The following is a 16,665-nucleotide window of genomic DNA, read 5'->3' on the forward strand; positions in this document are numbered from 1 at the left end:
CGCTATGACGCCGGTTCACCCGATCTGCCTACTCGCGAGTTTTGTCTTGCGCTTCGCGGATTTCCGGCGTATCCCCCGGTCGTGAACGGGCGTGTTCGGGAGTACCGTCCGCACCGACTCGTCGACGTGGGAGGTCACTGATGCCGGAGCCGCGGAAGATCGTCATCGTGGGTGCGGGCCTGGGTGGTGCGTCGGCCGCGGCCGCGTTGCGCGAACGCGGTTACCGCGGCGAAGTCCTGCTTATGGGCGCGGATCCGCACCGGCCGTACGAGCTGCCGCCGCTGTCGAAGGGCGTGCTGCTCGGCACCACCGACGAACCTGACTGGGTGCACGAAGAGAAGTACTACGCGGAGCACGACATCCGGTTCAGCCCCGGCGTCACGGCGACCCGGCTCGAGCTGGGCGCGCGGCTGGTCCTGGACGACGCGGGCGGCGAACACCGCTACGACCGGCTGGTGCTGGCGACGGGTTCGCGGCCGCGCACGCTCCCGGTCCCCGGCGGCGACCTGCCCGGGCTGTACACGCTGCGCAGCCTCGACGACGCGCTCAAGCTGCGGTCGGCCTTCGCCGAGGCGGAGCGCGTGGTGATCATCGGCGCGGGCTGGATCGGCTCCGAAGCCGCCGCCGCGGCCCGCACGCACAACGCCGACGTGACGGTGGTGGACCCGGTTCCGGTGCCCCTGGCGAACGTCGTCGGCGAGACGGTCGGCGGGGTGTTCCGGGACCTGCACGTCTCGAACGGCGTGAAGTACCGCCTGGGCGAGCAGGTCGCGGAGATCACCGGCGGCCCGGACGGCGTCCGCGGCGTCCGCCTGGGCGGCGGCGAAGAGCTGACGGCCGACGTGGTCCTGGTGGCGGTCGGCGCGGCACCCCGGGTGGAGCTGGCCCACGCGGCGGGCCTGGAGCTGTCCGACGACGGCGGGGTGTGCGTGGACGCGGGCCTCCGCACGGCGGCCCCGGACGTGTACGCGGTGGGCGACATCGCGGCCCACTTCCACCCGCGCTACGGCCACCGGATCCGCGTGGAGCACTGGTCGAACGCGAAGGAGCAGGGAAAGCACGTGGCGCAGAACCTGCTGGGGGAGAACGAGCCGTACCTGGCTTCGCCGTACTTCTTCACTGACCAGTACGACCTGGGCTGCGAGTACCGCGGTCTCGCGGACCCGGTCACGGACGAGCTGGTGGTCCGCGGGGACCTGACGACCCGCGAGTTCACGGCGTTCTGGCTACGTGACGGCGAAGTGTCGGCGGCGATGAACGTGAACATGTGGGACGACGGGGACGCGTTGAGCGCGTTGGTGGACGGCCGGACGAAGGTGACGGCGGAGCAGCTCAAGACGGCGGACCTGGCGTCGCTCACCTGAGGCGTTCGCGGATCAGCGTGTCGAGCCGTCGCCAGGCGGGTGAAGACGCGTTCACAGCACCTTGCACCAACGCCGGGATCGCCGAACCTCCTTCGTAAGCAGGCAAATCCGGCCCATAACGCGCCCGCGTCGCCGAGACGAGCTTCTCGGCGAGCGCGTCGACGCGGGGGTCGTCCGGAAGCATGTCGTGCAGCCCGTCGTACTCGAGGACAAGGGAAAGCAACGTCGGATCGTCCAGCATCGACGACTGGTCCTCGAAACTGACCCGAGCCGTCGACGGGTGGGTGGCGAACACCAGCAGCCACAAGTCGTTCTGCAGCGTCACCCAGCGCTCGCTGAACCCGAGGTCGCGCAAGCGGGACAGGAACGCCACCACCGGCTCCGGTAGCGCGGACAGCTGACCGTCGGCGAGCTGCCGCAACCGTTCCCGAGTGGCGCGCAGGCCGTCGATGCGGGCGGACAGGTCGTCGTCGATCCGCTGGAGCGCGGAACGCAGCTCGCCGCCGGACCGCAGCTCGCGGATGCGAGCCAGTGGCACCCCGGCTTCGGCCAGGGTCCGGATCTTGATCAGCTCGATCGCGTCGGCCGCGCTGTAGCGGCGGTAGCCGGACGCGTCGCGCGGGGGCTCGGGCAGGAGCCCCTTCGCGTGGTAGACGCGGATCGTCTTGGCCGTCACCCCGATGTACGCGGCGAGCTGCCCGATGGTGAGCACCCCGCCATCGTCGCACTTGACCTTGCCCCAGGGGCAAGGTTGCAGGATGAGCGGCATGGCGGACTACGAGACCCTGCGCGCGCTGGCCGACGAGGGCAACGAAACGGCGCTCGACCGGCTCGCCGACCTCGCCGACGCCCGCGGGGACGTCGACGAGCTGAGCGAGCTGCTGGACGAGGGCTGCGACCACGCCGGCGAGCTGCTGACCCGCCGCGCGGTCGCCGGAAAAGACCTCCTCGCGCTGCAGCGGATCGCCGACGCCGGCCACGAGCCCGCCGGCGAAGAGCTGGAACGCCTGCTCAGGCCGTGACGGGACGCGTCAGCGCCAGGTAAGCCACCAAGGCCAGCAGCGCGAACCCCGCCATGGTCGCGGCCATCGGCACCGCCGTCCCCGGCCCGCCCAGCCCGACCAGCGGCGTCGCCACCGCGCCCACCACGAACTGCAGCACCCCGAGCAACGCCGACGCCGCCCCGGCGGACCGGGCGTGCGAAGCCAGCGCCAGCGAGCTCGCGTTCGGCATCACCAGGCCGATGCTCGACACCAGCAGGAACAACGACACCAGCAGAAAACCCAAGGGCGCCCGGAAGAACGCCGAAGCCAGCACCGAGGCCCCGCCGAACACCCCGAGCAGCAAGCCGGACAGCAGCAGCGCGCGCTCGGGCACCCGCCCCACGAGCCGACCGTTGAGCTGCCCCGCCAGGACGATCCCGACGCCGTTCACGCCGAACACCACGCTGTACGCCTGCGGACTCAGCCCGTACACGCCCTGCAAGGCGAACGACGAACCCGAGATGTAGGCGAACATCGACGCGAACAGCAGCCCGGACGCCAGCGCGTACCCCGCGAAGGACCGATCCAGCGCCAGCCGCCCGTAGGTCCGCATCACCTGGCCGAGCCGGGCGGGCGACCGCGAAGCCGACGGCTCCGGGAAGGAGAACAGCGCCACGGCCAGCAGCAGCGCGCCGAACGCCGTCAGCACGACGAACACCCCGCGCCACGACGTCCAGTTCAGCAGCTGGCCGCCGATCAGCGGCGCCAGGATCGGGGCCAGCCCGCTCACCAGCATCAGCGTCGAGAAGAACTTCGTCATCGCGGTGCCGGAGAACAGGTCCCGCACCGTGGCCCGCGCGATCACGACGCCGGCCGCCGCGCCGAGGGACTGCACGCCGCGCGCCGCGACCAGCAGCCACGCGTCCGGGCTCACCGCGCACAGCACCGAGCCCACGACGTAGAGCACCAAGCCCACCAGCAGCGGGCGGCGGCGGCCCAGCGCGTCCGACAGCGGTCCGAGCACCAGCTGGCCCAGGGCCAGGCCGGCGATGAACGCGCTGAGCGTCAGCTGGACGGTCGTGTCGGCCGCGTGGAGGTCGTCCGCCATCCGCGGCAGCGCGGGCAGGTACATGTCGATCGACAGCGGCCCGAACGCCGAGAGGCCGCCGAGTACCAGGACGAACTTCAGCTGCGTCCGCCTGCTCGTCGCGGTACGTTCCGGCGTGATGGTCATGCGCCTCCTCGGGTCCCTGACTCCGACCAGCGACGCGGTGACCTGCGCTATTCCGGCTGTGAGCCGTGACACCCCGTGCTCAAACGAGCACTGAACCGGTACTGATCCGATCAATTTCCGGCCGATTGAGCGACGGCTCTGGATCCAGGGTCCGGACTGCGATATACATCGGATGTCTGGTCGAGCGGGTGAAGGGAAAATCCGTGCAGCTTGTGCGTCTCGGGGAGCCGGGAAGTGAGCGTCCGTTCGTGCGTGCCGACGACGGCACGACCTACGAGCTGGGCGGCCTGACCGCCGACGTCGACGGCGGCTTCCTCGCCGCGGACGGCATCGCGCGCACCGCCGCCGCGCTCGCCGCCGGGGAGCTGCCGAGAGCGGACGTCGAAGGCCTGCGCGCCGGCCCGCCCATCGCCCAGCCCGGCAAGGTCGTCTGCATCGGCATGAACTACCGCCGCCACGCCGAGGAAACCGGCGCGACGCCGCCGACCGAGCCCGTCGTCTTCATGAAGGCGCCGGACGTCGTGGTCGGCCCGGCCGACGACGTCCTCATCCCGCGCGGGTCGGTCAGCACCGACTGGGAGGTCGAGCTCGGCGTCGTCATCGGCAAGACCGCGCGCTACCTCGACAGCGTCGACGAAGCCCTCGAGTACGTCGCCGGCTACGTCGTTTCGAACGACGTTTCCGAGCGCGCGCTGCAGTTCCGCACCGCCCAGTGGGACAAGGGCAAGTCGTGCGAGAACTTCAACCCGCTCGGCCCGGCGCTGGTCCCGGCGAGCGAGGTGCCCGATCCGCAGGACCTCGGCCTGCGGCTGTGGATCAACGGCGAGAAGAAGCAGGACTCGTCCACCAAGGACATGATCTTCAGCGTCGCCGAGATCATCCACCACCTCAGCCAGGTCATGGTGCTGCGACCGGGCGACCTCATCAACACCGGCACCCCGGAGGGCGTCGCGCTCGGGCAGCCCGACCCCAAGCCCTACCTGCGCGACGGCGACGTCATCGAGCTGGAGATCGACGGTCTCGGCCGGCAGCGCCAGACCGCCAGGCAGGCCTGACCATGGCGAAGATCATCGGCATGGAGGTCCTCGACGTCCGGTTCCCGACGTCGCGGGAGCTGGACGGCTCGGACGCGATGAACCCCGACCCGGACTACTCGGCCGCCTACGTCGTGCTGCACGCCGACGGCGGCCCGGACGGCTACGGGCTCGCGTTCACCATCGGCCGCGGCAACGACGTCCAGGCCGCCGCGATCCGCGCGCTCGCCCCGCACGTCGTCGGCCGGGACGTCCCGGAGGACGCTGCCGCGCTCGGCGACCTGTCGCGCACTCTCGTCGGCGATTCGCAGTTCCGCTGGCTGGGCCCGGAAAAGGGCGTCGCGCACATGGCCGTCGGGGCGGTGGTGAACGCCGCGTGGGACCTCGCCGCGCGCCGCGCCGCCCTCCCGGTCTGGCAGTTCGCGGCGCGCATGACCCCCGAAGAACTCGTGTCGCTCGTCGACTTCCGGTACCTGTCCGACGCGCTCACCGAAGCCGAAGCCCTCGACATCCTGCGTCGCGCGGAACCCGGCCGGGCCGAACGGACGAAGCAGCTGGAGGCGAACGGTTACCGTGCCTACAGCACCTCACCCGGTTGGCTCGGCTATGCCGACGCGAAGCTCGTCCGGCTGGCCGAACAGGCCGTCGCCGACGGCTTCGAGATGATCAAGCTCAAGGTCGGCGGCAACCTCGAGGACGACGTTCGGCGCATGAAACTCGCCCGCGAGACGGTCGGCGACGGCATCCGGATCGCGGTCGACGCCAACCAGCGCTGGGACGTCCAGGCCGCGGTCGACTGGATGACCGAGCTCGCGCCGTACGACCCGTACTGGATCGAAGAACCGACCTCCCCGGACGACGTCCTCGGCCACGCGGCCATCGCGAAAGCGCTTGCGCCGATCCGGGTCGCCACCGGCGAGCACGTCCAGAACCGGGTCGTCTTCAAGCAGCTGCTGCAGGCCGACGCGATCTCCGTGCTGCAGCTGGACGCCGCGCGCGTCGGCGGGTTCAACGAAAACCTCGCGATCCTGCTGCTGGCCGCCAAGTTCGGCGTCCCGGTGTGCCCCCACGCCGGCGGCGTCGGGCTCTGCGAGCTCGTCCGGCACCTCTCGATGTTCGACTTCGTGGCGGTGTCCGGCACCGACGCGGACCGCTCCATCGAATGGGTCGACCACCTGCACGAGCACTTCACCGACCCGGCCGTCGTCGAGCGCGGCCGGTACCTCGCCCCGACCGCCCCCGGGTTCTCCGCGCGCATGCACGACGCCACGCTGCGGCGCTTCCGGTTCCCGGATGGTCCCGAGTGGACGGAGACCGCAAGTGAGTGAATTCGAGGGCCTGGTGGCCGCCGTCACCGGAGGCGCCTCGGGGATCGGCCACGCGACGGCCACCCTGCTGGCCGAGCGTGGCGCGCAGGTGGCGGTCCTCGACCTGAAACCCGGCGACGACGGCTTCCGCTGCGACGTCGGCTCCGATGACGAAGTCCGCTCGGCGATCGACGCCGTCGTGGACCGCTTCGGGCGCCTCGACATCCTCGTCAACAACGCGGGCATCGGCGCGCAGGGCGACGTCACGGGCAATGACGACGACGAGTGGCACCGCGTGTTCGACGTCAACGTCGTCGGCATGGTCCGGCTCGCCAGGGCCGCCCTGCCGCACCTCAAGAACTCGCCGTCCGCGGCGATCGTCAACACCTGCTCCATCGCGGCCTGGGCCGGCCTGCCCAACCGCGCGCTCTACTCGGCCACCAAGGGCGCGGTGCTCTCGCTGACCCTGGCCATGGCGACCGACCACCTGCCCGACCGGATCCGCGTCAACTGCGTGTGCCCCGGGACGGCGGACACCCCCTGGGTGGGCCGGCTGCTCGACGCCGCCGACGACCCGGCGGCCGAACGCGCGGCCCTCGCGGCGCGCCAGCCGATGGGCAGGCTGGTCACCGCCGAAGAGGTCGCGAACGCCGTCGTCTACCTCGCCAGCCCGCTTTCTGCTTCGACCACCGGCACCGCGCTCGCGGTCGACGGCGGTATGTACGGCCTGCGCCCGCGCGGTCCCGTGCACCACGACTGAAAAGACTTGATTTCCGCTGTCATCAAGGAGGATGCGGTGCGCGCTGTGCTAATCCCGAACAGGGTGATCCAGGTGGCCGCCACGGCCGCCGTCTGCGGCCTGGTACTGGCCGCCTGTGGGTCCACAAAGGACAACGCCGCGGCACCCGCGGCAGGCGGTGGGGACCCCGGCGGCAAGGTCGGCGCGACGCTGCCCCTGCTGACCTCGCCGTTCTGGCAGGCCTACAACAACTACGTCCCGCAGATGGCGAAGTCCGAGGGCGTCGACGTCCTCCCGACCGTCAACGCGGACAGCGACCCCGCGAAGCTGATCACCGACATCGGCACCTTCCTCAACCAGGGCGTCAAGGGCCTGGTCGTCACGCCGCTGGACTCCGCGGCCATCGTCGCCGGGCTCAAGCAGGCCGAGAACAAGGGCGTGCCGGTCGTCGCGGTCGACGTCGCGCCCGAGAGTGGCAAGGTCGCCATGGTCGTGCGGGCCGACAACAAGGCCTACGGCACCAAGGCCTGCGACGCGATCGGGGAGAAGGTCAAGTCGGGCAAGGTCGTGCAGATCATGGGCGACCTCGCCTCGGTCAACGGCCGCGACCGCTCGGAAGCCTTCCGCGACTGCATGAAGTCCAAATACCCCGGCGTCCAGGTGCTGGAGATCCCGGCCGAGTGGAAGGCCGACAAGGCGTCCTCGGGGCTGGACAGCATGCTGACCGCGAACCCGGACATCAAGGGTGTCTACATGCAGGCCGGCGGCGTCTACCTGGCCCCGACCGAGCAGGCGCTCAAGCGCAAGAACCTGTTCTTCCCGGTCGGCGACCCGAAGCACATCGTGCTCGTGTCCAACGACGGCATCCCGCAGGAGCTGGCCGCGATCCGCGCGGGCGAGCTGGACGCCACGGTGTCCCAGCCGGCCGACGCCTACGCGAAGTACGGCCTGTACTGGCTGAAGAAGGCCATGGCGGGCGAGACGTTCAAGCCGGGCCCGACCGACCACGACAGCACCATTGTCGAGATCAGCCCCGGCATCCTCGAGGACCAGCTGCCCGCGCCCGTCATCACCAAGGCCAACGTGGACGACAAGGCCCTGTGGGGGAACAACCTGTGACCGCGCTGCCCGCCGGCGAATCCGCCGTCCCGGTGGTCAGCGCCGTAGGAGTCGGGAAGCGCTACGGCCCCACCGTGGCGCTCCACGACGTCAGCCTCACCGTGCACCCCGGCGAGTCGCACGCGCTCGTCGGGCGCAACGGGGCCGGCAAGTCGACGCTCGTCACCATCCTCACCGGCCTGTCCGCCACGGACACCGGGCACGTCGAGTTCGGCGGCGAGCCGGCCCCGCCATTGTCCAAACAGGACGACTGGAAGGCGCGCGTCGCCTGCGTGTACCAGCACGCGATGGTCGTCCCGCAGCTCACGGTCGCCGAGAACCTGTTCCTCAACCGACAGGCGGGCGGCGGGTTCTCGATCGGCTGGAAGTCGTTGCGGCGCAAGGCCCGCGAGCTGCTCGACTCCTGGGACGTGCACGTCGACGTCGACACCCCGGCCGGCGAGCTGTCGGTCGAGGACCGGCAGTTCGTCGAGATCGCCCGCGCGCTGTCCTACGGCGCCCGGTTCATCGTCCTCGACGAGCCGACCGCCCAGCTCGACAGCCAGGCGATCGAGCGGCTCTTCGAGCGGATGCGCCAGATGCAGGCGGGCGGGGTGACGTTCCTGTTCATCTCGCACCACCTGCACGAGGTGTACGAGGTCTGCCAGGCCGTCACGGTCCTGCGCGACGCCAAGCACGTGCTCACCGCGCCGGTCGCCGACGTCGGCAAGGCCGAGCTGGTCGACGCGATGACCGGCGAGCCCGGCGGCTTGTCCGTCCGCGACGCCGCGTCCCGGGAGTCCCTCGAAGCCGATGCCGCGGAGATCCTGGCGGTCGACGGGCTGACCGGTGACGGCTTCCGCGATGTCTCGTTCCGGCTCCGCCGCGGCGAAGTCGTCGGGCTCGCGGGCAGCAACGCCAGCGGCAAGCACCAGGTCGCCGAGACGGTCTACGGGCTGCGGACGCCGTCGGCGGGCACGGTCCGCGTCGACGGCTCGCCGCTGCGGCCGGGCGACATCCCGGCGGCACTGCGGGCGGGGATCGGGTGCGTGCCGCGCGACCGGCACCACGAGGGCCTGGTCCTGGAGCACTCGATCGCGGACAACGCCACCTTGTCCATCTTGGACAGGATGGGCCGCGGCGGTGTCGCCTCGCCGTCCGCCCGGCGCGCGAAGGCGTCGCAGGCTTTGAAGGACTACGACATCGTGGCCGCGAGCGCCGAGCAGCCCGTGTCGGACCTGTCCGGCGGCAACCAGCAGAAAGTCGTGCTGGCCCGGGCCCTGATCGGCGACCCGCGGGTCGTGGTGCTGATCAACCCGACGGCCGGGGTGGACGTGAAATCGAAGGAGGCGCTGCTCGCGGTCGTCGACCGGGTGCGTGCCGAGGGCAAGGCGGTGCTGATCGTCAGCGACGAGCTGGACGACCTGCGCCTGAGCGACCGGGTCCTGGTGCTGCGCGCCGGGGCCGTGGTCGCCGAACACCAGGCCGGGTGGTCCGACGGCGACCTCGTGGCCGACATCGAAGGAGTCGAGCTTTCGTGACCGACGTGATGACCTCCCCGCAGACGGAGCTGCCCGCCCCACCCCGGCGGCGCAAAGCCGGCTGGCTGCGCGAACTCGCGCTGCTGCCCGCCCTGATCGTCGTGTTCGTCATCGGCGGCCTGGTCGACGACACGTTCGTCGGCTGGAGCAACATCGTCAGCATCCTGACCGCGTCGGCGGCGCTGTCGCTGGTCGTGCTCGGCGAGTCGCTGGTGCTGATCACCGGGAAGTTCGACCTGTCGCTGGAGTCGACGATGGGCCTGGCGCCCGCGCTGGGCGCGATGGTCGTGATCCCGGCGGCGTCGGCGGGCTTCGGCGTCGAGCTGCCCGCCGCGATCGGCCTGCTGGTGATCCCGCTGTGCGGCGCGCTCGTCGGGTTCGTCAACGGCTTCCTGATCGTGAAGCTCAAGCTGAACGCCTTCATCGTGACGCTGGCGATGCTCACCGTGCTGCGCGGCGTGCAGGTCGGGTCGACCAAGGGCAAGACGCTGTTCAACCTGCCGGACTCGTTCACGAACCTGGCGACCACGACGTTCGCCGGGCTGCCGATGTCGGTCTGGCTGGCGGCGGTGCTGTTCGCGATCGCCGGCTGGGTGCTGCGCTACCACCGCGTCGGCCGCGCGCTGTACGCGATCGGCGGGAACCGCGAAGCCGCGCGGGCGGCCGGTGTCCGCGTCGACCGGATCGCGTGGGCGGTGTTCGTCGTCGCCGGGATCCTCGCGGCGATCGGCGGGCTCGCGTACACGGGTTACGTCGGGGCGCTGGGCGCGAACCAGGGGTCCGGGCTGATCCTGCAGGTGTTCGCGGCGGCGGTGATCGGCGGCGTCTCGCTCGACGGCGGCAAGGGCACCCTGGTCGGCGCCCTCACCGGCGTCCTGCTGCTGTCGTCGGTGTCGAGCCTGCTCAACTACGCGCACGTGACGGCGGAGTGGCAGGGCGCGATCTACGGCGCCATCATCCTGGTCGCACTGATCATCGCTCGCTACGCGGGCGGAAAGCCGCAAACCTGACCAACGCGCTGTGATCATCCGACCACTGCGAGGAGAAAGAGCGTGTCAGGAGGCTTCCGCGGCCGGCTCGGCGTCCGAGTCGGGCACCGTCGGGTCGTCCGCGGTGCCCAGGGCGTTGCGCAGCCACTGCTCCACGCCCGCGACGTGCACGGTCGCCCACGAACGCGCCAGCTCCGGCTCGCGCGCCGCGATCGCCTCGTAGATCGCCGAGTGCTGTTCCCGGGTCTTCGCGACCGCGCCCTCCTGGGTGAGGCCGCGCCAGATCCGGGCGCGCGCGGTCGGCCCGGAGAGGCTGTCGAGCAGCGAGCAGAGCACCGGGTTGCCGGAGCCGTCGGCGATCTTGCGGTGGAACTGCAGATCGTTGGCGACCAGCGCCTCGACGGTCGGCGAGTCTTCCAGCTCGCCGAGCAGCTGGCCCAGCTCGGTGATGTCGTCGTCGCTCATGTGCAACGCGGCCAGCGCGGTCGCGGCCGGCTCGAGGATCCGCCGCACGGCGAGGAAGTCGAGCACGGTGTCGTCGCGGTGGAAGTCGACCACGAACGTCATCGCGTCGAGCAGCAGGTTCGGCTCGAGGCTGGTGACGTACGTGCCGTCGCCCTGCCGGACGTCGAGCACCCTGATCAGGCACAACGCCTTGACGGCCTCCCGCAGGGAGCTGCGCGAGAGCCCGAGCCGCTGGGCCAGCTCGGCCTCCTTCGGCAGCCGGTCTCCCGGCGCCAGCTCGCCGGAGATGATCATGTCCTTGATCTTGTCGATCGCGACATCGGTGACGGGCATCGCGTCCGCCCTCCCTGCAACAGACCTCGGATGTTTCGGTGTTGCTCCCCAGCGTGCCATGTCCCGGCGAAGGAGTGGTGATGACCCACCAGCCCGCACCACAAAGAGTGGCGCTCCATACCCGCCTGAAGCCGGGGAAGGAGGCCGAGTACGAGTCCGTCCACGCGGTCATCCCGCCCGAGCTGGACGTCGCGCTGCGCGAAGCCGGCGTCCGCACCTGGCGGATCTGGCGTAACGGTCTCGACCTCTTCCACGTCGTCGAAGTCGACGACTACGCGGCGATGCGCGCGGCGTTGCGGGACCACCCCGCGAACGTTCCGTGGCAGGCCCGGATGGCCGAGCTGCTGGCCGTCGAAGACGACTACTCCGGCGGTGACACCGGCATCGGGCTGGTCTGGGAACTGCCGGCGAAGGAGTGACGGCGTTGGAACTCTCCCTGTCCCCGCTGGGTCTCGGCTGCGCGCAGCTGGGCAACCTCTACCACGCGATCAGCGACGAAACGGCGGCCGCGACCGTCGGGCGCGCGTGGGACGAGGGCATCCGGTACTTCGACACCGCCCCGCACTACGGCCTCGGCCTGTCGGAGACCCGCCTCGGCGCGGCCCTGCGCGCGCACCCCCGCGACGAGTACGTGCTCTCGACGAAGGTCGGCCGCGTGCTCGAACCGAATCCGGACGGCGCCGGCGCGCGGGACGACGAGGGCTTCGCGGTCCCGGCCGCGTACCAGCGCCGCTGGGACTTCAGCCGCGACGGCGTCCTGCGGTCCCTCGAGGACAGCCTGACGCGGCTGGGACTCGACCGCGTCGACATCGTCTACGTGCACGATCCCGACGACCACTTCGAAGAAGCCCTGCGCGGCGCCTTCCCCGCGTTGCGCGAACTGCGCGAGCAGGGGGTGATCGGCGCGTTCGGCGCCGGGATGAACCAGGCGCCGATGCTCACGGAGTTCGTCCGCCGCACCGACCTCGACGTGCTGCTGGTGGCGGGGCGCTACACGCTGCTCGACCAGCCGGCGCTCGACGAGCTGCTGCCGCTCTGCGTCGACCGCGGCGTCTCCGTCGTGGCCGGCGGCGCGTTCAACGGCGGCATCCTGGCGACCGCGGAGCCGGGCGGCGTCTACGACTACGCGGAAGCCCCGCCGGAGCTGGTCGAGCGGGCCCGGCGGATCGCCGAGGTGTGCGCGCGGCACGGCGTCGAGCTACCGGAAGCCGCGCTGGCGCTGCCGATGGCCCATCCCGCGGTGGCGTCGGTGGTCGTCGGCGCGCATGATCCTTCGCAGGTCAGCGTGAACGCGCGGCGCGCGCGGGCCGTCGTGCCACCCGAGCTGTGGACCGACCTGGTCGACGCGGGCTTGCTGCGCGCCGACGTCGTCATCGCCGAAGGAGTCTCATGATCGACGCCCACCACCACCTGTGGGACCCGTCGCGGCGCGAGTACCCGTGGATGGCGGGGGCGGCGCTCGACCCGATCCGCCGTCCGTACACCGTGGACGACCTGCGCGCGGTCACCAAGGCGGCCGGCGTGCACGCGACGGTGCTGGTCCAGACGGTGTCGTCCGCCGAAGAGACGGCGGAGTTCCTCGCGACGGCGGCCGCGGAACCGGTGATCGCGGGCGTCGTCGGCTGGGTGGACCTGGCGGCCCCGGACGTCGTGGACCGGCTGGCCGCGTTGCGGGAGCAGGGCCCGCTGGCCGGGATCCGGCACCAGGTGGAGACCGAGCCGGACGACGACTGGCTGCTGCGCCCGGAGATCGTGGCCGGGCTGAGCGCGGTGGCGTCGGCCGAATTGGCGTTCGACCTGCTGGTCCGCCCGGCGCAGCTGCCCGCGGCCACCGAGCTGGCGTTGCGGCTGCCGGAGCTGCGGCTGGTGCTGGACCACGCGGCGAAGCCCCCGATCGCGGCGCGGGAGTGGGAGCCCTGGGCGTCCGGCGTGGCGGCGCTCGCCGCGCGGGAGAACGTCGTGTGCAAGCTCTCCGGGCTGGTCACGGAGGCGCACTGGACGGGCTGGGAGGTCGGGCACCTGCGCCGGTACGTCGAGCACGTGCTGGACGTGTTCGGGCCGGAGCGGCTGGTGTTCGGCTCGGACTGGCCGGTCTGCGAGCTGGCGGCGTCCTACGAGGTGGTCCTGGACGCGGCGATCGCGCTGACCGGCGGGCTTTCCGACGCCGAGCGGCTGGGCGTGTTCGAGTACAACGCCCGCCGCGTCTACGGCTTGGATGCGAGCGGGGAGACCTCCTCCAGGGGGTAGAGGAGGTTTCCCCGCTCGCGGCTGGGGAGGCTCAGAATTCTTCGTCGCGGATCATGCCGCGCAGCCGGGTCAGGGCGCGGTGCTGCGTCACGCGGACGTTGCCCGCGGAGATCCCGAGGGCTTCGGCGGTCTCCTGCGCGGAGAAGCCGACCGCGATGCGCAGGGTCAGGATTTCCTGCTGCACGCGCGGCAGCGAGGCGAGCAGCCGGCCGAGGCGGGCGCCGAGGTCGAGGTGCAGCGCGTGGGACTCGGGCTCGTTGCCGGCGACGAGCGGGCGCTCCGGGAGCTCGGGGACGGGCTCGGAGCGGTCGCGGGCGACGGCGCGGTAGGCGTCGGCGACCTTGTTGGCCGCGATCGCGTGGACGAGGTAGAGGAAGGAGCCGCCGCGGTCCTGGTAGTCCGGGAGGGCCTTCAGCACCGCGAGGCAGACCTCCTGGGCGACGTCGTCGGCCGAGAGGTAGGAGAGGTCGCGCCCGCCCATGCGCGCCCGGCAGTACCGCACCACGACCGGCTCGATCATCTGGAGCAGGCTGTGGATGGCGGCGGGGTTGCCCTCGCCCGCGTCCTTGACGAGCGGGTCGAGGTCCTCCTTGGTGAGCCGCCCGCTGGGGCGCGGCAATGACTCCGGAGTCCGATAATCGCGAACGCCGCTGTCCGATTGCCCGGTGGTCCTCGTCGGTGCTGTCATGAGTCGTCTCCCCGGCCGACCCTCGACCGCCGCTGCCGGTGATCAACGCTCTGTGATGTTCCGATCGCAGATACTCCGGGAGATCCGGGCTTACCTGCGTTCCGTGCGACGCTGGGTAATCGTAAGCACCTCATGGCGCATCAGTCCAGATTTCAACGACCAATACCCCGTTAGCAGCAGCGGTCGTGATGTTCCCGCGACCAGACCCTGCACATTGCGATTAATCGGTTTCAGGATGTGCCGACTTCACCCGTCAGTGGAGAACGGCCACGGAAGCGGCAGTCACGGTCACGGCCAGCGACACGACGGCGGGCAGGACCGGGCTCATGGTGGCCGGCCGGCCGGTCCGCAGCACCCGTTCGCGCCGCACGGCCACGCCCGCTAGCAGGGCGGATGTCACGGCGGCGAGCAGCGCGGGCACCAAAGAGACACCCCAATGGCGCTGGGAGGCGGCGTGCAGGAGAAGTACGGTGCAGGCGGCGGAGGCGAGGGCGGTCCGCCGCCAGGCGAGCCCGGTGCGCTCGGCCTGCGCGCCGTCGGGCGTGGTCACGGGATTACCGGCAGGGCGATGACGGTACTTCTGACGTCGTGATAATCGCGAAGCAGCGGTATTCGGGGGACGTGGTGAGGCCCGGCGGCGTTGCGTCGAATGGCTGGAACGGCTTCCGGCGGGGTCCGGCGGCCGTGTTCGGACGGCCTAGCGCCGTGTGCGGTCCGTGGCGAAGCGTGCGGCTTCGGTGGGGCCGGGGCGGGCGCGAGCGGCGATCGTGAGTCGGCGGCCGGCGGTATTCGGTTGCTCCGGTCGCAGGGGAGCTGTGTGGTCCGGGTGGCCTGCCCGGCCCGGGACGTGTCCCGCTCGCTCACGACACCACCAGCAACACCGCCGCCGCCACGGTCAGGGCCAGCAGGCCGCCCGTCAGGGCCACGATCATCAAGCTTCGCGGCAGCGGCTCCCCGGCTCGCATCGCGATCTGCACCCGGCGCCACCGCGGGTAGGCCGTCGCGGCCAGCGCTGCCGCCAGGACCACGCACAGCCCGGCCAGCACCGCGCCGGCCGTGGCCGAGGCCGGGACCAGCTGGTGCACCGCCACCCCGCCCGCCAGCAACCCCAGCGCCGTCCGGAGCCACGCGAGGAACGTCCGCTCGTTGGCGAGCGTGAAGCGATAATCCGGTTCGGTGCCGCCCGTGTGGGGCTTGATGTCGTCCGAGGCCACGTCTCCAGACGCTAGCCGCTGTGCGCCGGCGTGGCCGCTCGGTGCGCGAACACCCACCAGCGCAGCACCGCGAACCGCACGAACCCGCCGACCAGGCTGGCCAGCAGCAGCGTGCCGGTCTCCTCCCACGACGTCGGCCGGTCGACGACGGCGTCGAGGATCGCCAGCACCGCCGAGCCGTACCCGGCGTAGAAGGCGAACGTCAGCAGGTCCTGCAGGTGCCGCTTCCCGGCGTTGCTGGGCCGCCCGGCGAAGGTGACGCGGCGGTGGAACTCCGTGTTCCCGATCGTCGTCAGCGCGATCGCGACCAGGTTCGCCACCTGGGAACCGAGCTCGTCGCGCAGCAGGAGGAACAGCGCCGCCTGCACGCCCGTTGTCACGACACCGGCCACGACGTACCACGCGGCGTGCGTGCCGAGCTCGTGGTGCCGCTCCGGGTCGGTGGCGAGCAGCCGGTGTCCCGGTGCGCACCTGGTGGTGGCCATGATCCGAACCTACTCTGCGTTCACAAACTTGTGAATATGTTAAACCCGTTGAAGAAATGTGATCCCGGTGACACCGCCCGGGTTTGAAGTCCCCGACGCCCCGGGTAGGTCACCCGCGATGACGGGAGAGAACCAGTGAGTGAACCGGAGAGCTTGGAGCCCAGTGAAGCGCTGGACGAGGACGAGCTGCGCGTGGACCCCCTCGAAGCGGGCATCGACCCGCCCGAGCACTGGAGCGCCGCCGACCGCTTCGGCACCACGCCCAGAGAAGCGCGCGAAGGCGAGCCGATGGAGCAACGCCTCGCCGAAGAGGTTCCGGACACCGAGCCGGAGCCGGTCCCGGAGCGCCCGCTCGCGGTGACCCCGGCCGACCAGCTCGACGAGACCGTCGAAGACGCGCCGGCGGACTTCGAGCAGGTGACGCCGGACGACGAGGTCCCGCGCCGCCACGCCGACCCCGATCCGCGCGAACAAGCGGACTACGCGGGCGGGTCCGTGGCGGACGCCATCCGTGAGGCGCGGCAGGGCTGATCCGCTCAGACTGCGCGCCCGAACGGACGCCCCTAGCGTGGGGCACCACAGTGCATCGGACCGCGACGAAGGGAAGGCCGAAAGATGCTGACCGTGACCGAAGCCGCCGCCGAGGCGATCACCGCGTTGACCAGCCAAGGGGAAGGTGAAGCCGGGCTCCGCCTGGCGGTCCAGAACGCCGACGGCGAAAGCGCCCAGCTGGCGCTGTCCGTCGCCCCCGAACCCGCGGCGGGCGACAGCGTGCTGGGCGCCGAGGAAGGCCCGAAGGTCTTCCTGGAACCGCAGGCCGCGGCGTTGCTCGACGACAAGGTGCTCGACGTCCAAGAGGACGAAGCCGGCGGAGTCGCCTTCGCCGTGCTGCCGCAGCACACGAGCTGACCGCCGCGAACGGGCCTTTCGCAGCGCCGCGAGAG

At 71.3% G+C, this 16,665-nt stretch carries 20 protein-coding genes; 13 read left to right on the plus strand and 7 right to left on the minus strand.

The window, feature by feature from the left end:
* Window positions 1-140 precede the first annotated feature (140 nt).
* The gene (locus tag AA23TX_RS24540) at window positions 141-1,364 is read left to right on the plus strand and encodes an NAD(P)/FAD-dependent oxidoreductase (protein WP_155545204.1); all 1,224 of its coding nucleotides are present in this window, start codon (window positions 141-143) and stop codon (window positions 1,362-1,364) included.
* Here the strand turns inward: AA23TX_RS24540 and AA23TX_RS24545 are convergent.
* Window positions 1,357-2,133 carry a MerR family transcriptional regulator gene (locus AA23TX_RS24545; protein ID WP_230862688.1) on the minus strand — a complete coding sequence of 259 codons (777 nt, stop codon included), beginning with the start codon at window positions 2,131-2,133 and terminating at the stop codon, window positions 1,357-1,359. The genes AA23TX_RS24540 and AA23TX_RS24545 overlap by 8 nt on opposite strands.
* Between AA23TX_RS24545 and AA23TX_RS24550 the strand changes: the two genes are divergently transcribed.
* Window positions 2,123-2,386 carry a hypothetical protein gene (locus AA23TX_RS24550; protein WP_230862689.1) on the plus strand — a complete coding sequence of 88 codons (264 nt, stop codon included), beginning with the start codon at window positions 2,123-2,125 and terminating at the stop codon, window positions 2,384-2,386. The two genes, AA23TX_RS24545 and AA23TX_RS24550, sit on opposite strands and share 11 nt — an antisense overlap.
* On the opposite strand, the gene AA23TX_RS24555 is transcribed toward AA23TX_RS24550, so the two are convergent.
* Window positions 2,376-3,581: a multidrug effflux MFS transporter gene (locus tag AA23TX_RS24555; protein WP_155545205.1), complete on the minus strand. Its 1,206-nt coding sequence runs from the start codon at window positions 3,579-3,581 to the stop codon at window positions 2,376-2,378. The two genes, AA23TX_RS24550 and AA23TX_RS24555, sit on opposite strands and share 11 nt — an antisense overlap.
* A 203-nt stretch (window positions 3,582-3,784) precedes the next feature.
* Between AA23TX_RS24555 and AA23TX_RS24560 the strand changes: the two genes are divergently transcribed.
* The 6 genes from AA23TX_RS24560 to AA23TX_RS24585 all read left to right on the plus strand — a co-directional run bounded on the left by AA23TX_RS24560 (window position 3,785) and on the right by AA23TX_RS24585 (window position 10,310).
* On the plus strand, window positions 3,785-4,636 hold the full coding sequence (locus tag AA23TX_RS24560; protein WP_155545206.1) for a fumarylacetoacetate hydrolase family protein: 852 nt from the start codon (window positions 3,785-3,787) through the stop codon (window positions 4,634-4,636).
* A 2-nt stretch (window positions 4,637-4,638) separates the two neighbouring features.
* Complete coding sequence (locus AA23TX_RS24565; protein ID WP_155545207.1) at window positions 4,639-5,943, plus strand: enolase C-terminal domain-like protein; 1,305 nt, start codon at window positions 4,639-4,641, stop codon at window positions 5,941-5,943.
* A complete protein-coding gene (locus AA23TX_RS24570) occupies window positions 5,936-6,682 on the plus strand; it encodes an SDR family NAD(P)-dependent oxidoreductase (protein WP_155545208.1) in 747 nt (248 codons plus the stop codon). The genes AA23TX_RS24565 and AA23TX_RS24570 overlap by 8 nt, the downstream gene beginning before the upstream one ends.
* Window positions 6,683-6,745: 63 nt before the next feature.
* Window positions 6,746-7,780 (plus strand): sugar ABC transporter substrate-binding protein, encoded by a 1,035-nt coding sequence (locus AA23TX_RS24575; RefSeq protein WP_155547276.1) that lies wholly within the window; start codon window positions 6,746-6,748, stop codon window positions 7,778-7,780.
* Window positions 7,777-9,300 (plus strand): sugar ABC transporter ATP-binding protein, encoded by a 1,524-nt coding sequence (locus AA23TX_RS24580; protein ID WP_155545209.1) that lies wholly within the window; start codon window positions 7,777-7,779, stop codon window positions 9,298-9,300. The genes AA23TX_RS24575 and AA23TX_RS24580 overlap by 4 nt, the downstream gene beginning before the upstream one ends.
* A complete protein-coding gene (locus AA23TX_RS24585) occupies window positions 9,297-10,310 on the plus strand; it encodes an ABC transporter permease (RefSeq protein WP_155545210.1) in 1,014 nt (337 codons plus the stop codon). The genes AA23TX_RS24580 and AA23TX_RS24585 overlap by 4 nt, the downstream gene beginning before the upstream one ends.
* Window positions 10,311-10,355: 45 nt before the next feature.
* Here AA23TX_RS24585 and AA23TX_RS24590 read toward each other — a convergent pair whose 3' ends face one another.
* Window positions 10,356-11,087, minus strand: coding sequence for a FadR/GntR family transcriptional regulator (locus AA23TX_RS24590; protein ID WP_155545211.1), 732 nt, complete (start codon window positions 11,085-11,087; stop codon window positions 10,356-10,358).
* A gap of 80 nt (window positions 11,088-11,167) precedes the next feature.
* Here AA23TX_RS24590 and AA23TX_RS24595 point away from each other — a divergent pair, with 80 nt between their 5' ends.
* The 3 genes from AA23TX_RS24595 to AA23TX_RS24605 are packed head-to-tail and all read left to right on the plus strand — an operon-like array spanning window position 11,168 to window position 13,334.
* Window positions 11,168-11,506, plus strand: a complete 339-nt coding sequence (locus tag AA23TX_RS24595; RefSeq protein ID WP_155545212.1) for an L-rhamnose mutarotase — start codon at window positions 11,168-11,170, stop codon at window positions 11,504-11,506.
* A gap of 5 nt (window positions 11,507-11,511) precedes the next feature.
* Window positions 11,512-12,480, plus strand: a complete 969-nt coding sequence (locus AA23TX_RS24600; RefSeq protein ID WP_155545213.1) for an aldo/keto reductase — start codon at window positions 11,512-11,514, stop codon at window positions 12,478-12,480.
* Window positions 12,477-13,334: an amidohydrolase family protein gene (locus tag AA23TX_RS24605; RefSeq protein WP_155545214.1), complete on the plus strand. Its 858-nt coding sequence runs from the start codon at window positions 12,477-12,479 to the stop codon at window positions 13,332-13,334. Before AA23TX_RS24600 ends, AA23TX_RS24605 begins: the two co-directional genes overlap by 4 nt.
* 31 nt (window positions 13,335-13,365) lie before the next feature.
* Here AA23TX_RS24605 and shbA read toward each other — a convergent pair whose 3' ends face one another.
* The 4 genes from shbA to AA23TX_RS24625 form a co-directional block, all read right to left on the minus strand.
* Entirely contained in the window at window positions 13,366-14,022 is a 657-nt protein-coding gene (shbA, locus tag AA23TX_RS24610; RefSeq protein WP_230862690.1) for an RNA polymerase sigma factor ShbA, read from the minus strand.
* A 253-nt stretch (window positions 14,023-14,275) separates the two neighbouring features.
* Window positions 14,276-14,572 (minus strand): DUF202 domain-containing protein, encoded by a 297-nt coding sequence (locus AA23TX_RS24615; protein WP_155545215.1) that lies wholly within the window; start codon window positions 14,570-14,572, stop codon window positions 14,276-14,278.
* A 310-nt stretch (window positions 14,573-14,882) separates the two neighbouring features.
* On the minus strand, window positions 14,883-15,236 hold the full coding sequence (locus AA23TX_RS24620) for a YidH family protein (protein WP_155545216.1): 354 nt from the start codon (window positions 15,234-15,236) through the stop codon (window positions 14,883-14,885).
* Window positions 15,237-15,247: 11 nt separating this feature from the next.
* Window positions 15,248-15,721: a GtrA family protein gene (locus AA23TX_RS24625; protein WP_155545217.1), complete on the minus strand. Its 474-nt coding sequence runs from the start codon at window positions 15,719-15,721 to the stop codon at window positions 15,248-15,250.
* 135 nt (window positions 15,722-15,856) lie between these two features.
* Here AA23TX_RS24625 and AA23TX_RS24630 point away from each other — a divergent pair, with 135 nt between their 5' ends.
* The gene (locus AA23TX_RS24630) at window positions 15,857-16,252 is read left to right on the plus strand and encodes a hypothetical protein (RefSeq protein ID WP_155545218.1); all 396 of its coding nucleotides are present in this window, start codon (window positions 15,857-15,859) and stop codon (window positions 16,250-16,252) included.
* An 84-nt stretch (window positions 16,253-16,336) separates the two neighbouring features.
* Entirely contained in the window at window positions 16,337-16,630 is a 294-nt protein-coding gene (locus tag AA23TX_RS24635) for an iron-sulfur cluster biosynthesis family protein (RefSeq protein ID WP_155545219.1), read from the plus strand.
* The last annotated feature ends 35 nt before the right edge of the window (window positions 16,631-16,665 follow it).

The sequence above is a fragment of the Amycolatopsis camponoti genome, assembly GCF_902497555.1.
GTDB lineage: Bacteria > Actinomycetota > Actinomycetes > Mycobacteriales > Pseudonocardiaceae > Amycolatopsis > Amycolatopsis camponoti.

Excerpts from the sequence above, each read along its gene's own strand:
- AA23TX_RS24605 (WP_155545214.1), top strand. The coding sequence starts at position 12,477 with ATGATCGACGCCCACCACCACCTGTGGGACCCGTCGCGGCGCGAGTAC.
- AA23TX_RS24625 (WP_155545217.1), bottom strand. The coding sequence starts at position 15,721 with ATGGCCACCACCAGGTGCGCACCGGGACACCGGCTGCTCGCCACCGAC.
- AA23TX_RS24555 (WP_155545205.1), bottom strand. The coding sequence starts at position 3,581 with ATGACCATCACGCCGGAACGTACCGCGACGAGCAGGCGGACGCAGCTG.
- AA23TX_RS24550 (WP_230862689.1), top strand. The coding sequence starts at position 2,123 with ATGAGCGGCATGGCGGACTACGAGACCCTGCGCGCGCTGGCCGACGAG.
- AA23TX_RS24635 (WP_155545219.1), top strand. The coding sequence starts at position 16,337 with ATGCTGACCGTGACCGAAGCCGCCGCCGAGGCGATCACCGCGTTGACC.
- AA23TX_RS24540 (WP_155545204.1), top strand. The coding sequence starts at position 141 with ATGCCGGAGCCGCGGAAGATCGTCATCGTGGGTGCGGGCCTGGGTGGT.
- AA23TX_RS24565 (WP_155545207.1), top strand. The coding sequence starts at position 4,639 with ATGGCGAAGATCATCGGCATGGAGGTCCTCGACGTCCGGTTCCCGACG.
- AA23TX_RS24545 (WP_230862688.1), bottom strand. The coding sequence starts at position 2,133 with ATGCCGCTCATCCTGCAACCTTGCCCCTGGGGCAAGGTCAAGTGCGAC.
- shbA (WP_230862690.1), bottom strand. The coding sequence starts at position 14,022 with ATGACAGCACCGACGAGGACCACCGGGCAATCGGACAGCGGCGTTCGC.
- AA23TX_RS24595 (WP_155545212.1), top strand. The coding sequence starts at position 11,168 with ATGACCCACCAGCCCGCACCACAAAGAGTGGCGCTCCATACCCGCCTG.
- AA23TX_RS24590 (WP_155545211.1), bottom strand. The coding sequence starts at position 11,087 with ATGCCCGTCACCGATGTCGCGATCGACAAGATCAAGGACATGATCATC.